Source organism: Rummeliibacillus suwonensis, from assembly GCF_007896435.1.
In the GTDB taxonomy this organism is placed as follows: Bacteria; Bacillota; Bacilli; order Bacillales_A; family Planococcaceae; genus Rummeliibacillus; species Rummeliibacillus suwonensis.
Window position 1 is genome coordinate 2,184,753 of record NZ_VCBL01000001.1, and the last position, 15,182, is coordinate 2,199,934.

The window sequence follows — 15,182 nt, forward strand, 5'->3', positions numbered from 1 at the left end:
TATGTACGTGTAATTACTCTACTTAATAATAGCACGATTCATATATTTGTATAGTCTTTTCCTCCTGTTTTAATGGAAGCGTAATTGCTGTTACATTTCTGTCATATTGTTTTTTTACTATGTTTCTTTTGTAAAATATTCTTTTTTTTGAACAAAACATTTTCTGAAGTTTAAGATTTATGATAAACTTTTCCATATATTTTCGCGAAAGGACTGTTATTATTATGCAATATGCAATACTTGGTGATCTTCATAGTAGTGTAGACGACACAAAGGCTGTTCTTCGAAATATTCATGAAAATGCTGAAAACGCAACTATATTGGGACTGGGAGATTTGTATGAATGCAAAATTGGAAAGAAAAAGGCGAAAGATGTCTCAGGTATTCCTTTAGATGAAGCTGCTGTGTATTCAAATGAATTTAAACAACTATTGCAATTTCCTTCAGTGAGAGGAAATCAAGAAGAACGGATTATGAAAGTGACAGGCTTAGATATGTTTTTGACTTTACCAGAATTTATCGAAATTGAAGGTGCCGAACTGATTCATGGTCACCAATTTAAATGGTCATCGGATTGGAAGCCATTTTTAGAACAAATTGAAACACCAATCGTGTTTTTCGGTCATAGTCATAGTGCTGCCTTTTATCGAAAAGGCAACAAAAAAGATTTTCAATATGGACAACCCATTCAGCTAAAAAAGAAAAAATACGGGGTTAATGTCGGCTCTGTTATTGAAAACCGCGAATGGTGTTTATATGATTCAAATGAGCAAACCATTACATTTATGAAGGCTTATAAATAAGAGGCCGAAACCGAACTAAATGAGCCTCTCCAAAGCTGAATAATTGAACTTTATAAAATCATGATAAAAAAGAAAATCCGAACTAATCTGAAATTCTAATTAGAACTTCGATTCATAGTTCGGATTTTCCATTAGTTAAAATACTTTTATCCCAACTTCTTTTTTATTGACTTCACGCATAATGTTTTTTATGATTAGTATCAATATGATGCAAAAAAGGCATGATTGAAAGGGAGTAAACTACATGGAATGGCAACAGCTAGAATACTTTCAGGTACTAGCAAAGATTCAACATATGACAAGGGCTGCGGAACAGTTATCCATTTCTCAACCAGCACTTAGTCGCTCGATAGCCAGATTGGAAGATGAGTTAGGTGTTCCTTTATTTGAAAGACAAGGACGCTCGATCTCTTTAAACCGTTATGGAGAAATATTTGTGAAACGTGTTCATAATATAATGAGGGAATATCAAAATGGGTTACATGAGATTCAAGAGATCATAGATCCGAATCATGGTGAAGTTTCTCTCGGCTTCTTACATACTTTAGGTACCAATGTCGTACCTGATTTAATCATGCATTTTAGAAAACAGTATCATGATATACATTTTAAATTAAAACAAAATCACACACATCTACAGTTGAAACAATTGCGATCAGGAGAACTCGATCTTTGTTTGCTTGCAGATATGGAAGTGGAGAAACCAATCCAATGGACTGAACTTTGGCGTGAAGAATTGTTCGCTATTGTCCCGACTTGGCATCCTCTAGCTACTCGTCGTTCAATTACTATAAAGGAATTAGCGAATGAGCCATTTATATTATTGAAAAAAGAGTATGCACTGAGAATACAATTGGATAATATGTTTAATAAAGCTCACTTTGAACCAACCATTACCTTTGAAGGCGACGAAGTAGCAACAGTTGCTGGATTTGTAGCAGCTGGACTTGGTGTTTCTATTTTGCCAGATGGCGAAGAGATTAACTCAAAACGAATTGTCAAAATACACATTAGTGATTTGAAACTTGAACGTATTATCGGTATGGCTTGGTCAGAGGGACGATATCTTTCACCCGCTACAAAACAATTTCAACAATTCATACTAGATTACTTTAAAAAAGAGCAGTCTAAAAAGTAGATTACTTACTAAGTTTAGGAACAATGATCGATTGAAGCTGGATAAAGTGAAACTCCCATCAGCGGGGGTTTTCTTCATCCCCCACTGAAATAGAGGAACGAAAGTGAAAAACGCCACGTCCTGTGGCAACACCTGAGTGACCAACATCCTGTTGGCCCGAACCAATCGGGCTTTTACGGGCAGTTGATTCCCCACCTATCTTTCTCGTTTCTCTCTAAACCTTGAGGTGGGAGTCTTACCGCCCGTTAACGCGGGATAAAAAATGACAAAGGGAAGAACAATCCCCGCCTCATGCCCAATGCTATTTTTCGATACAAATTGAGATTTGCCGCAAGCTATCTGTCAAAACTTTGAGAAGGCATTCGTAGATCATGAAGATTTTGAATAGTCAGCCGCTAAAAAGAGAAGAACGGACACTGAAACAGATTCGTCCGATATCTTTAAACACTATTCTTATATTTCAAACAAAATGAAAGGACAATTCAGATTGATACTGATTGTCCTTTTTTCAATGGTAGTAGAGTTTAAAAGTGAGGCATTGTTTCTGCTCGTCAATTTTCTTTCATATCAAAATAACTGTATGATAAGTTACTAAACTTTTATTCAAACGTAATAGTGATTGGCTGCCCATCGAAGTTTGACAGCCAAGTGATGCAATCAAATTCTTCCACATCCAAGTCATTTGCAAATTTACCGCTACCATAGCCATCTTTGCGAGGATCATTGCCTACAAATTGCCCGATTCGTTCAACTAATACTTAAAAAATTGTATAAATTTTACTTTATTTCAATCTAATCTATTATACTAGTGTATATTGCCTGTATGGATGCGATTCTCTTTGAGATCATGTCCAGTTACTGTAGTCAAACAACAAATCATGTGATGGATCGCATTCTAAATTAGTACAATTATATAGCGCTTACATTGTCATTGTAAGTAGCTTATATTCAATTTTACTTTCCCGGGAAATAAAAAGACTGCCTATACAATCAATGTTCTTGATTTATACAGGCAATCTGAATCATCTATTTTTTTTATTCATTTATAAAATGTTTACGTTGCTTTGCAATCCAATTTTTTGAACTTGAGAACAGCAATAACATGATAGCCGTAACAATGATGCCTTTAATCATATTAAAAGGTAAAACAAAAGTGACGATTGTCTTCGTCAATGCTGAACCTGTTTCTGTTGGCACATTTAAGAAGTAATTATACATTGGCATAAATAAGAAATAGTTTAGCACACTCATACCAACAGCCATCGTAATCGTACCTATGACTAAGCCTGTTGTTAACCCTTTAGCAGTCGTTAATCGTTTATAAACAAAATAAACCGGCATGATAAATAGAACTCCTGTTGTAAAGTTCGCAATTTGCCCAACTGGAACACCTGTTGGACTTCCCATGTAGAACCAATTCAAAACATTTTTAATAAATTCTACAACGATTCCTGCAACTGGCCCCATTGTAATAGCTGCCATCAGTGCTGGAACATCGCTAAAGTCTACTTCTAAATAACTTGGAAAAGCCGGTAAGGGAAAATTAAAAATCATTAATATAAATGAAATACCACTTAACATCCCAATGGAAACCATCTTTTGCAACTTTGTATTTTTCATCTTTTTCTCTCCTTTTGTCGATTCACTTCAAAAAGAGGAGAGGTCCGGTTCATATGATATGCAATAAAACCTTCAAACAAATTGACTTAAAGGAGAACTTGGCATAATCAAAAAACGTCTTAATAGATATATAGTTAAATAAGACGACCGTACCTTCACCTTCTCCCATCCAGACTATACTGTCGGCTCTGGAATCTCACCAAATCCTACCATTATTATGGCTCGCGGGCTCAAGAGTCATAACTTTATCCTCTAATACCGCCGATCGGGAATTTCACCCTGCCCCGAAGATGAATCACTATGATTTTAATTACAATGTAACTATATAAAAAAAAGAAGATTTTGTAAAGACCTTATAAGCTATTTCTCAAAAAAGTTACAATTCCTACATGTATAGTATGTTTTTAAACAGATAATTGAATGCATATAATTAAAATCTCCTATCAAGCAGCAATTTTTTAAGTATCAAACCTCTGTCTATAAAGTGAAGATTTCATCAGTGGGGGTTTTCTTCATCCCCCACTGAACTAGAGGAACGGAAGTGAAAAGCGCCACGTCCTGTGGCAACACCTGAGGGACCAACATTCTGCCCGCCCAAACCAATCGGGCGCATGCGGCAGTTGATTTCCCACCTATCTTTCTCGTTTCTCTCTATACCTTGAGGTGGGGGTCTTACTGCCTGTTAACGCGGGATAAAATGAAGATTCTTATGGAACCGTCTAAAAATGGAAAACGCACAATTCAGTATCTAACACCGAATTGTGCGCTTTTATTTTTCAATGATTGAAGTGTGTTTCTGTTCTTTGTTTTTGTTGTGGTAAACATGTTTTTCTATCGTTCCACTTTCGTCGCAAAAAGCATATGACTTCCGCTGCACTCTTATCGTAAAAAAGTTTTATACATTTCTATCAGTAAATTTGGAGGATTTTTACTATCCTATCGAAATATTATTTTGAGCTACTGAGCTTTTTAAACAGCTCTTCCTACCCTTTAGACTCTCCCCTCAAAAACGGGAACAGCTTAATATTATTAGTGTATTTCAAGCGGTAAAAAGAAGATAAAGTTCGTACCAATATCTACTTCACTTTCAACGGTAATACGGCCTTTATGCGCCTCTACTATATTTTTAGCAATCGCTAACCCTAGACCTGTACCACCTTTTCCTCTTGTTCTAGCTTTGTCAGCTTTATAGAAGCGTTCAAACACATACTCTAAATCTTCTTTTGGAATACCTGCACCATTATCTTTTACTTGAATACGAGCATAAGAAACTTGTTGATCCACGATCACCTGTACAGTTCCATTTGTATTCGTATGTCGAATGGCATTATCAATCAAGTTTGTTAAGACTTGTTCAATTCGATCCTCATCTAAACGAATTGTCGCTTTGTCATCAAAAGCGGATGAATATTTCAATTCGATTCCTTTTTCCTTTGCGGCTTGTACAAATTTTTGTGTAATTCTTTCAAACACTGGTGTGATCGGTACTACATCTTTGTATAAAGTGATATTGCCAGATTCCATCCGAGCTAAGTCTAACAAATCCGTTACCAATCTTCCCATTCGTTGAGATTCATCATAAATAATACGGATCATTTCTGTTCGTTCTTCTTCACTTGATACTACGTCATCTATTATTGCTTCGCTATACCCTTGTAGCATAGCGATAGGTGTCCGTAATTCATGGGAAACATTGGCGATAAAGTCTGAACGCAATTTGTCTAAACGATGTTCTTCTGTTTTATCACGTAAAACAGCAACTGCTCCTCGTACAGAATCTCCACTATAAAGCGGACTGATAGAGATCATAAAATAAGTTCCATCTAATTCTAATTCTTCTTGAAGCTCTTCCTCTAGGTCCAGTACATGATCTAACATATGATAAATTTCTACAGGAATCGGGCGATCACTGTCAGAGCCTTTATTGATAAACCACTTTTGTAACAATAACTCTGCTGGAGGGTTACTCAAAATAATTGAACGATCACTATTAAATGTAATCACAGCATCTGTCATTGATGTTAGAATGCTAGACAATTGCTCTTTTTCCTGATTGATCACTTCCATATGATGCTTGAGTTGGCGACCCATTTGGTTGAACGCAGTGCCTAATTGACCTATTTCATCATTCTGTAGAACTGGTACTTTTTTATCGAAGTTCCCTTTAGCTAGCTCGAAGGCTGCCTCACGCATTTTTCTCAAAGGTGATGTGATTCGTGTGGAAAGGAAAAAGGCAAAGAATGTTGTCAATATAAATGCAATGGCCGCAGATAAAAAGACGATCTTCGTTGTTTCTTTTGTCGTTCTATGAATAGCATCGGGGCTCTGATAAATATAAACGACACCATGTTTAATCTTGTCTACGTTTAATGGAAAGGCCATAACGATATATGACTCAACATGATCTCTTTCCGTTGAAGAGGGCAGCATCATTTCTTTTACAACTGGTTCATCAGATGTAAATACTTTGTTAAATGATTTTTCCCCTATAATTTTTTCTTTGATCTTTTCTTGGTTCAAACCTTCTTGCAGTGAAAAAGCTACTTTTCCAGGCTCATCTGCAATGACTGCGTTTGTTTCATCGCTTAAAATATCATCGATAATTGATTTTGTCGATGCGGTTGATTCATGATCATCAACAACTCTAGCAATGGTTGTTGCTTCTTGTCGAAGTAGTGCTTCCGATTGTTGGGTGTGGTATTTTGATAAAAATTCTAGCATTAATACTGTAAAAACAAATAATACAAATGAAACGAGAAGCAAAATGGTTACCCATAGCTTCCCGACAACACTGTTCCATATTCTAGTCATTGACTACCTCAAATTTATAGCCAACTCCCCATACCGTTACAATCATTTTCGCTGCATTTTCAGATACACGATTTAGTTTCTCACGTAGACGCTTAACGTGTGTATCGACAGTACGTAAATCTCCAAAGAAATCATAATGCCATACTTCTTTTAGAAGTTGCTCCCGATCAAAAACCTTATCTGGTGCCTTTGCCAAGAAATAGAGCAGTTCATATTCTTTTGGGGTTAAATTTACTTCTACACCATCCGCAGAAACACGATGTGCATCATGATCAATTGTTAAGTGTGGAAATACTACTAAGTCTTTCGAAGATGAAGTAACATTAACTGGTGAGAATGCTGCAGAACGGCGTAAAATCGCTTTTACTCGTAGTACCACTTCTCTAGGACTAAATGGTTTCACAATATAATCATCTGCACCCATTTCAAAGCCTTGAACTCGATTAGCTTCTTCACCTTTAGCAGTTAGTAAGATAATAGGTGTCGACTTTTTATCACGTAATTCCTCGCAAACCTCTAAGCCATCTTTCTCTGGCATCATAATATCTAATAGGATACAGTGATAATCTTTAGCGAGTGCTTTTTCTATAGCTTGTTCACCATTTTCTGCTTCATCTACTTCATAACCTTCGCGTTCTAAATACATTTTTAATAAACGACGAATACGATCCTCATCGTCTACTACTAAAATCGAAATTTGTTCAGTCACTGTTTATGCCTCCCCGTGTTCTATAGTCTTATTGTACAATCATACTTATTAATTGAAAAGAAAAGCCTTTCCACACTGCTGGAAAAGGCTTCTCTAAATTCTAATACACATTATCCTGCATATGAGTGTAAACCAGCAATGACTAAGTTGACTGCAACAAGGTTGAACATAATAATGGCAAATCCTACTACCGCCAGCCAAGCAGACTTTTCGCCTTGCCATCCTTTTGATAATCGCAAGTGAAGGAAAGCCGCATAGAATAGCCAAGTAATTAATGCCCATACTTCTTTTGGATCCCAGCCCCAGAATCTTGACCAAGCTTCTTGTGCCCAAATCATCGCAAAGATTAATGCACCTAATGTAAATACTGGAAAACCAATTAATACAGAACGATAACCAATTTCGTCTAATAATTGTGAATTGACACGTTTCGTGAGAGGTTGCACTACACGACAAATTGGTTTACGTAAAATAAGGCGAATTAGACCATATAAAACCGTACCAAAAATAACGGACCAAACTACTGTTGTCAATTTTTTTGCATTGACAATAGCAGGCATTTCAGCCAATGGTTCCATTTTTCCTGATGATTTTAGCTCATATTGATGCATTCCAAACAGTGCTGGCGTATTATAAGTGATTTCTTGCTGTGCACCATTTTTATCTACATAACTAAAATCAGCTTCATAGCCAATCGCTTTGAATGTTGTAGTTACAATTACAAAACCAAGCACTAATACAACTGCATACATTACGATTTCTAGCCAAATGCTACTTTTCGTCCGTTTTGTTGTATCAACATTTTTCATCAAATAGATTAACCCTGCCACAGCACTGATTGATAAGATCGATTCACCGATTGCTGCAGTAATAACATGGATGGTTAACCAATAGCTTTTTAATGCTGGAATCAATGGTGTAACTTCTTTTGGAAACATACTCGCATAAGCAATGATTAATATGGCAATCGGTAATGCGAATAATCCAAGTGCTGGAAGTCTATAAATAAAGTAAATTAAGATAAACGCCCCAACAACGAACATACCGAATGCGGTAGTAAACTCAAACATATTACTAACTGGTGCATGTCCAGCATAAATCCAGCGAGTGATAAAATAACCGAGATTTGCGATAAAACCGATAATGGTGATTGTAATTGCAATTTTACCCCAGTTTTTGTTGGATTTTGACGCATCTTGTTTTGTCCCTTTAATCGCTCCACCGAAAAACAACGTAGCGACTAAATACGCAATAAAAGCGATAAATAATAAACTACCACTTAGATCAATCAAACTCATAGGTTGTGGTCACCTTCCTTTTCATTCTCTTGCTTTTTCTTTAGATCATCTTCATCTTGTTGATCAATCCATGCAGGTAGGTGAGCAAAGTCTGTTACTGCATTCAAGTCCTTTTTCAGACTAAACCAGTTTTTATTGGTATGGGCAGCCATTATGAGGCGACCATCCGCTGTTTTTTGCAGCCATAAACGTCGATGACTCCAATAAGATCCCATAACAACACCTATCATGAAAATTATACCACCAAGTGCCAGAATAGGAAGCGTCTTATCTTTACGAACCGTTAGTCCAGAAACATTTCTTGTATCAATACTTGCAAATTTCATCTTATATTTCGTTGTACCAAGAGGTTCTAAAGTTTGTTTAATCGCTACGAAACTGGTTTCCCCTTTAGGTGTTTCAGGTGTATACATTTTGAAGATAAACGCTGGGTTGTTTGGAATAGGTGATTCTGATTGTGGCTCACCGTTGTCAAACCCAGAGAATGTTGGATAATATCCTTTTAACTCAACTTTTGTTTGATCATCAATTTTATATACTTTTTTAGGATCTGCCAAATCGATTGTTACTTCACCTAAAGATTTACCTGTTTTTTTATTTACTAAATCGAAGTGCATCGCTTTTAATTCATTTAAACGGAAATCCATTTGATAAAGTCCATATCCATTATATTTTAATGGCTCATTTACTTTAATAGCAGATTTTTTTATCTTTTTTAAGTTTTCTGTATCCCCTGCAATAGCACTATCTTTTGCTTTATATAATACAACATCCGTTTGATAGTTTTTGGCTACAGAGTTGACAGCCGCTTTAGATTGATTGAATTCTTTTGTTTGCTCACCTTTTTCGTATGTTTGGAAAGTAAACTTATTACTATGTAGGTAATAACCTTCCATACCTGGGATTGATTCTGTTTCGCCTTCACGGATCCATAAATCTTCATCTATATAAAAGCCAGGCATTAAACGTAGCATAACACCAAATAAGAATATAATTAGCCCTAAATGATTGACATAAGGACCTAGACGAGCAAAGCGTCCCTTTTCTGCTAAAAGGGCATTTTCTTCTCTACGAACATTGTACTTTAACTCTTTCATTTTCTTGTCAGCCAAATCCAATGATTCATCTGCTTCAGCTGAAGGCATTTCTTTTTGACCAAAAATACGTTGACGCTTCATAAAACTTTCATGGCGTTTTACACGTTGGTTTTTTAATGATTTGTAAAGAGGGATGCCACGATCCAAACTTGCCACGATTATTGAAATCGCTAACATTCCTATTAAAGTTTGAAACCACCATGAACTATAAATATCCGTTAATCCTAAATTGTAATAGATTTTACCAAACGTACCATAGCTATCAACATAGGCTTGTTTTACATCTTCGCCATCTGCTACGTTAACGTAGACGACTTGAGGCAAAAATGTACCCACTGCTGCAACAATCAATGTAACAATAATGATTGTCACCCCAACTTTTACACTCGAGAAGAAATTCCAAATTTTATCAATAATAGTTTTGTTATATGTTTTAGAACGAATTGCGCTTCCTTCGTACTTCATATCGACTATTTTTTGTTTTTTGTCTTCTTCAGTTAGAGGTCGCCCACATTTTTCACATAAATGCGTTCCTTCGGGATTAACATGGCCACATTCACAAGTTATTTTATTCATCCTTAAGAACTCCTTGTTATGGTTTAATACTTGTTAGGTATTTTTGAATATCTGTTTCCGTCATTTCTCCAGTAATAAATTTTACGATTTTGCCGTTTTTATCGATTAGTACTGTTGTTGGTAATGGATCTACATTATACGCTCTCATTACACTTTTTGTTTTATCAATCGCAATTGGAAACTCTACGCCTAATTTATCTGCATAGCTAGAAACTTCTAAATTAGATTGAGCGATATTAATACCTAAAATTTGAACCCCTTGTCCTTTAAATTGTTTATACTGGTTGTTAATAGCCGGCATTTCTCTTTTACATGGCTTACACCAAGTTCCCCAAAAATTCAATAGAACCCCTTGTCCTTTATAATCAGACAATTTATGTGTTTTGCCATTTAAATCGACCAATGAGAAGTTTGGTGCATCATCACCTACTTTTAGCAGTTGAATGTCATCTTTGTGTGCAGTATTATACACTGTGTATGCAATAGCAGCCACAAGCACGGCTAAAATGATGATGCGTGTATATAGTCTTTTTTGTTTTTTTTCCATTGCCGTAGTAAGCCTCCTTAAAAACGACAGAAACAATCCACTCTATTATAACAAAATATGACTTCAATAATTAAATATATATAAGTGGTTTGTGAACCTTTTGTAACATATAGCAAACATCGTTCGAGATCGGCGTCCGTATATCTTGCATCACGAACTCACTAAAATATAGCCATTAGCCAATTTTTCCTGTTTCAGATAGAACACGAAGTTGCTTCACTTCATGTGCAGTTAATGTACGAGATTCTCCTGCATTCAAACCTTGTAATCCTAAAAAGGCAAATTGTTCACGTTTTAGTTTTAATACTGGATAGCCAATGGCTTCAAACATACGACGAACTTGTCTATTACGCCCTTCATGAATCGTAATAGCTATAATGGATTTCCCTTGTTCCCGATTAGATGAGAGAATCTTCACTTTAGCTGGGGCTGTTTTACCATCTTCTAACATTATACCCCGTTCTAATTTTTTCAAATCTTCTTTTCTTGGAGAACCTTTTATCTTTGCGACATACGTTTTATCTATATTATAGCGTGGATGCGTCAATAAATTCGAAAAATCTCCGTCATTTGTTAATAATAATACACCCGAAGTATCATAATCTAATCGACCTACTGGGAAAATTCGTTGTTCAACATGCGGTAATAAGTCCACAACTGTTTTGCGACCATGATCATCTGAAACGGCTGAAATAACCCCCCGCGGTTTATATAATAGATAATAAACTTTCGCTTCTTTTTCAATCTTAACACCTTCTACTTCGATCGTATCTGAAGAAGAAACTTTTGTTCCAAGTTCTCGAACCACTTGACCATTTACTTTTACTTTGCCTTCTGTAATTAGCTCTTCTGCTTTTCTTCTCGATGCAATTCCCGCATGAGCAATCACTTTCTGTAGTCTTTCCATTTGGTCACCTCATTAAACTTATGCTAATAGCCTTCAAAAATTATTGCATATTTTTTCTAATAATAAAAGTATAAGAAACTATCTTTACTTTTGAATCTCAAAATAAAACGCGCTGATTATCCAATTTTCCTCATAAAAAAGGGGTTCGTTAATTTCCGCCCCATTGCCCATTAAACGCCCATTGCATCTTTATGTTCTTCTCCGATATGACTGTATACAAAAATAGCATGCCAGGATGATGCCTAACATACTATTTTTGCTTTCGCGCTATTTTCTTTACTTCCATACCATTTGAACGGGTTCTTCTATGAGTGGCTGACCATCAAGATAGAACGTCCAAATACCAGTGTTGCCCTTTTCAATTCTCGGCATTCTGAGAATCGACTTTACTTTATTTCTTTCTTCTTTAGAAATAAGTGCATATACTGGATGTTTCAGCTCCACTTGTAAATCGTCTCTCACTTGATATAAACCTTTTTTGGCCAATAATCTTTTATCATATTTTTCGAAGACGGCTTCCGCAAATCCTGCATGAACTTGCCAATCATTGGATTCATTCAAGGTGACGACAATCACACGTTTCCCATCCTTTTCGAAATAAGTTGCAAGTGTACGTCCAGCTACTTTTGTATAGCCTGTTTTTCCAGCAATTGCGTATTTATTGTAATGGAGAAGTTTATGTTTGTTTTTCCAAACAGTCGGATTTTTTAGATCATTTTTGTAATACTTAGTAGTAGCTATTTTTCGAAAATCCTTATCCTGCATCGCGATTCTTAGCATTTGAGCAGTATCATATGCAGAAGATAAATGCTTGTCATTATGAAGGCCAGACGGGTTTTCAAATTGAGTATCGGATAAACCATAAAGCACCGCATAATCATTCATTAATTTTACAAATCCACCGACTGATCCACCGACTTCTTCCGCAATTGCGGTAGCTGCATCATTTCCTGAACGCAACAGTAATCCATTCAATAATGTTTTTAATGTGGTTGTTTCACCTTCAACCAGATATATGGATGAACCTTCACTTAATGTAGCTTTTTTGGAGATAGTCGTTTTAGTTTTTAAACTAGATTCTTCAATCGCTACAAATGCGGTCCACATTTTGGTAAGGCTTGCAATTGGTAATCTTTCATGTTCGTTCATACCGATCAATAATCTTCCTGTATCGGCATCAATTACTGCATAAGAACTTGTAGCAGTTGCAGCTTCTGCTGTTCTTCCAAATGACATAAGAACGATCATACAACTTAATACAACAACAATCCATTGACGCAAAATGTCACTCCTTTAGCAATCAGTCTGTTTGTGGTTCTTGAAATACTTCTTGGAATTTTGACATAAACAAATCTGGTTGTTCATCTATTTCATTTGCATTTTCTTCCGGAAGTTCCGGTAACTCATGAATATCCTTCATCCCAAAATAATTCAAGAATTCTTTTGTTGTACCATATAAAATGGCACGGCCAGTACCTTCAGCTCTCCCAACTTCATGTACTAAACCTCTTGCACTTAAAGTATGTAACGCTCTTTCACTTTTTACACCTCTTAAATCATCAATTTCTACACGTGTGATTGGTTGTTTATAAGCGATAATGGCTAATACTTCTAATGCTGCTTGTGATAACGACTGACTTGGGGGATTTTCTACTAACCTTTGAATGACATCGGCATGCTCAGGTTTTGAAATAAGTTGGAATGTTCCTGCCAATTCTTTTATGACAATGCCTCGCTCGTCTTGTTCTTCGTAAAGTTGTCTCATTTGTTGTATCGCTTCTGCAATGACTTCTTCTTTCGCTTCAGTCAACATTGAGAGTTGTTGTATCGTTAATCCATCTTCTCCTATAACAAAAAGAAGACTCTCAATTTTACTCATCAATGGATTCAAGTTGCTCATCTGTTATTTCTTCCTTCCGTAAAATCACCGTTAAGTTTGCAAAATTATTTTCTTGTTCAACAGCTACCACCTGCCGTTTCATCAATTCTAATAATGATAAAAACGTTACAACAAGTGTTCCTTTGTCTTCGTATGGAAATAGATCAAAAAAATCTGCACGACCATTCGCTATTTTTAAAACATCAACAACAGCGCGCATTTGATCTTTTATGGATATATCTTGTTTTGTTACCGTTGTCGTAAGTGGTGCTTTTAAACGTTTGCGATTTAACATTTTTTGAAATGCTGCTACCATATCATAGACATTTACAGAAGTATCAAACAAAACTAGTTGTTCATCAGGCATATAAGCGGATAAATCTGCTGGAGGCCTTGTAAAATATTTTGTACGGGTTGTTTCCATTTTTTTTAAATTGATAGCTGCTTCTTTAAATTTTCGATATTCTATTAATCTTGCTACAAGTTCTTCTCGAGGGTCAGGTTCATCTATTTCAAACTCTTCTTCATCCAGCTCACCCTCGTGAATAGGAAGCAGCATTTTACTTTTAATGGCCAATAAAGTAGCTGCCATTACTAAGTATTCACTTGCTTCATTTAGCTCCAAAACTTGCATCGTTTGAATATGTTCCATATACTGTGCAGTAAGCTCAGCCATCGGGATATCGTATATATCGATTTCCAAGCGATGAATTAAATGTAATAATAAATCGAGAGGTCCTTCAAAAGCCTCTAGTTTCACTTCATATGACATAGTTTACCACCTGACAATTTATCTTCAAAATTTAGTATAGAGGAAAGGTGAGCAAAATGCATCCGATGCATCACCCTTTATTCATCCAATTTCTTACTTATTTCAATGGCAATCAAGATTATTTTGAATGTCATGAAGTTTTAGAGGAATATTGGAAAGAAGTCGCTCCAAAGGATAAAGCACATCCACTTACAGGATGGATTCAATTAGCAACAGGTCTTTATCACTGGAGAAGAAAAAATTTTAAGGGAGCCGAAACCATCTTAAAAAAAGCTGAACGAACATTAAGTGCCTCTATTTATGATCCGTTTTTAGAAGAAATAAATACATTCGATTTGTTGCAGCAGATTCATCTAACCCAAGAAAAAGTGACCGATCATAAACCGTATATTTGTTGGTATATTCATATTACTTCACCGGATTTAAAGATAAAAGTAGAACACTCTATCACTTTATTGCCACCAAGTGACAACTATTTTCTTCAAAATAAACATATGCTAAGAGATCGTTCTAATATTCTTTCAGCTCGGGATGAAAAAAGAAGAAGCAGACATTAATACTCGTTGTCTGCTCCTTCTAACATCGTTAGACATTTTTGGATGAATGGTTCTGTTAAAGAGTCTGATGTGATGGAACCACATAAATCCATTTTTGAAAGCTGTCGAATCATTTCTATTCCAAGTCCTTCTCCACGATGAGAAGGATCTACTGATATATGTCTAACAATCCATTGACTATCTTTTGTCTCAACACCAACAAGACCGATATAATCTTCTGCTTGTTTCCATAAAAACAGCTGCCAGTTTGGATCAGAATTATATTTACAAATAGTCTCCTGTAGCTTTTTTACATCTTTATGTTCTGGCATAAAAGACAAGAGCCCCATTGCAATTTTTTCGTATGCTTTCTTATAACGACATAACATATACTAGATCCCTCTTTTTTGCCTTTAAGTATCTTTGAATATCCTACACGAAAAGCAAAAAATGCGCAAATATTTTACCACTATTTAACAGTTTACTGTG

Annotated in this window: 14 protein-coding genes and 1 riboswitch; of the genes, 3 read left to right on the top strand and 11 right to left on the bottom strand. The window is 35.8% G+C overall.

The genetic code is table 11. The features are described 5' to 3' along the window. Positions 1–224 precede the first annotated feature (224 nt). Positions 225–803 carry a metallophosphoesterase family protein gene (locus FEU33_RS10010; protein ID WP_146549228.1) on the top strand — a complete coding sequence of 193 codons (579 nt, stop codon included), beginning with the start codon at positions 225–227 and terminating at the stop codon, positions 801–803. Between the two features lie 244 nt (positions 804–1,047). After that, the gene (locus tag FEU33_RS10015) at positions 1,048–1,941 is read left to right on the top strand and encodes a LysR family transcriptional regulator (protein WP_146549229.1); all 894 of its coding nucleotides are present in this window, start codon (positions 1,048–1,050) and stop codon (positions 1,939–1,941) included. A 1,035-nt stretch (positions 1,942–2,976) separates the two neighbouring features. Here the strand turns inward: FEU33_RS10015 and FEU33_RS10020 are convergent. The 10 genes from FEU33_RS10020 to FEU33_RS10065 all read right to left on the bottom strand — a co-directional run bounded on the left by FEU33_RS10020 (position 2,977) and on the right by FEU33_RS10065 (position 14,157). Continuing rightward, positions 2,977–3,561 carry an ECF transporter S component gene (locus FEU33_RS10020; protein ID WP_146549230.1) on the bottom strand — a complete coding sequence of 195 codons (585 nt, stop codon included), beginning with the start codon at positions 3,559–3,561 and terminating at the stop codon, positions 2,977–2,979. A gap of 153 nt (positions 3,562–3,714) precedes the next feature. After that, positions 3,715–3,857, bottom strand: a riboswitch (FMN riboswitch). A gap of 733 nt (positions 3,858–4,590) precedes the next feature. Further along, the gene (locus FEU33_RS10025; RefSeq protein ID WP_146549231.1) at positions 4,591–6,372 is read right to left on the bottom strand and encodes an ATP-binding protein; all 1,782 of its coding nucleotides are present in this window, start codon (positions 6,370–6,372) and stop codon (positions 4,591–4,593) included. Next, on the bottom strand, positions 6,365–7,081 hold the full coding sequence (locus FEU33_RS10030; RefSeq protein WP_146549232.1) for a response regulator transcription factor: 717 nt from the start codon (positions 7,079–7,081) through the stop codon (positions 6,365–6,367). The genes FEU33_RS10025 and FEU33_RS10030 overlap by 8 nt, the downstream gene beginning before the upstream one ends. Positions 7,082–7,191: 110 nt before the next feature. After that, positions 7,192–8,379: a c-type cytochrome biogenesis protein CcsB gene (ccsB, locus tag FEU33_RS10035; RefSeq protein WP_146549233.1), complete on the bottom strand. Its 1,188-nt coding sequence runs from the start codon at positions 8,377–8,379 to the stop codon at positions 7,192–7,194. Then, on the bottom strand, positions 8,376–10,052 hold the full coding sequence (gene resB / locus FEU33_RS10040; protein ID WP_146549234.1) for a cytochrome c biogenesis protein ResB: 1,677 nt from the start codon (positions 10,050–10,052) through the stop codon (positions 8,376–8,378). The genes ccsB and resB overlap by 4 nt, the downstream gene beginning before the upstream one ends. A gap of 16 nt (positions 10,053–10,068) precedes the next feature. Next, positions 10,069–10,599, bottom strand: a complete 531-nt coding sequence (resA, locus tag FEU33_RS10045; RefSeq protein WP_146549235.1) for a thiol-disulfide oxidoreductase ResA — start codon at positions 10,597–10,599, stop codon at positions 10,069–10,071. Positions 10,600–10,774: 175 nt separating this feature from the next. After that, complete coding sequence (locus FEU33_RS10050; protein ID WP_146549236.1) at positions 10,775–11,506, bottom strand: pseudouridine synthase; 732 nt, start codon at positions 11,504–11,506, stop codon at positions 10,775–10,777. A 276-nt stretch (positions 11,507–11,782) separates the two neighbouring features. Beyond that, positions 11,783–12,787 (bottom strand): D-alanyl-D-alanine carboxypeptidase family protein, encoded by a 1,005-nt coding sequence (locus FEU33_RS10055; protein ID WP_146549237.1) that lies wholly within the window; start codon positions 12,785–12,787, stop codon positions 11,783–11,785. 19 nt (positions 12,788–12,806) lie between these two features. Further along, complete coding sequence (gene scpB / locus FEU33_RS10060; protein WP_146549238.1) at positions 12,807–13,406, bottom strand: SMC-Scp complex subunit ScpB; 600 nt, start codon at positions 13,404–13,406, stop codon at positions 12,807–12,809. After that, a complete protein-coding gene (locus FEU33_RS10065) occupies positions 13,378–14,157 on the bottom strand; it encodes a segregation/condensation protein A (RefSeq protein ID WP_146549239.1) in 780 nt (259 codons plus the stop codon). Before FEU33_RS10065 ends, scpB begins: the two co-directional genes overlap by 29 nt. Before the next feature lie 56 nt (positions 14,158–14,213). On the opposite strand from FEU33_RS10065, the gene FEU33_RS10070 reads away from it, so the two are divergent. Continuing rightward, positions 14,214–14,714 (top strand): DUF309 domain-containing protein, encoded by a 501-nt coding sequence (locus FEU33_RS10070; RefSeq protein WP_146549240.1) that lies wholly within the window; start codon positions 14,214–14,216, stop codon positions 14,712–14,714. Here the strand turns inward: FEU33_RS10070 and FEU33_RS10075 are convergent. After that, a complete protein-coding gene (locus FEU33_RS10075) occupies positions 14,711–15,082 on the bottom strand; it encodes a GNAT family N-acetyltransferase (protein WP_146549241.1) in 372 nt (123 codons plus the stop codon). The genes FEU33_RS10070 and FEU33_RS10075 overlap by 4 nt on opposite strands. Positions 15,083–15,182: the final 100 nt, after the last annotated feature.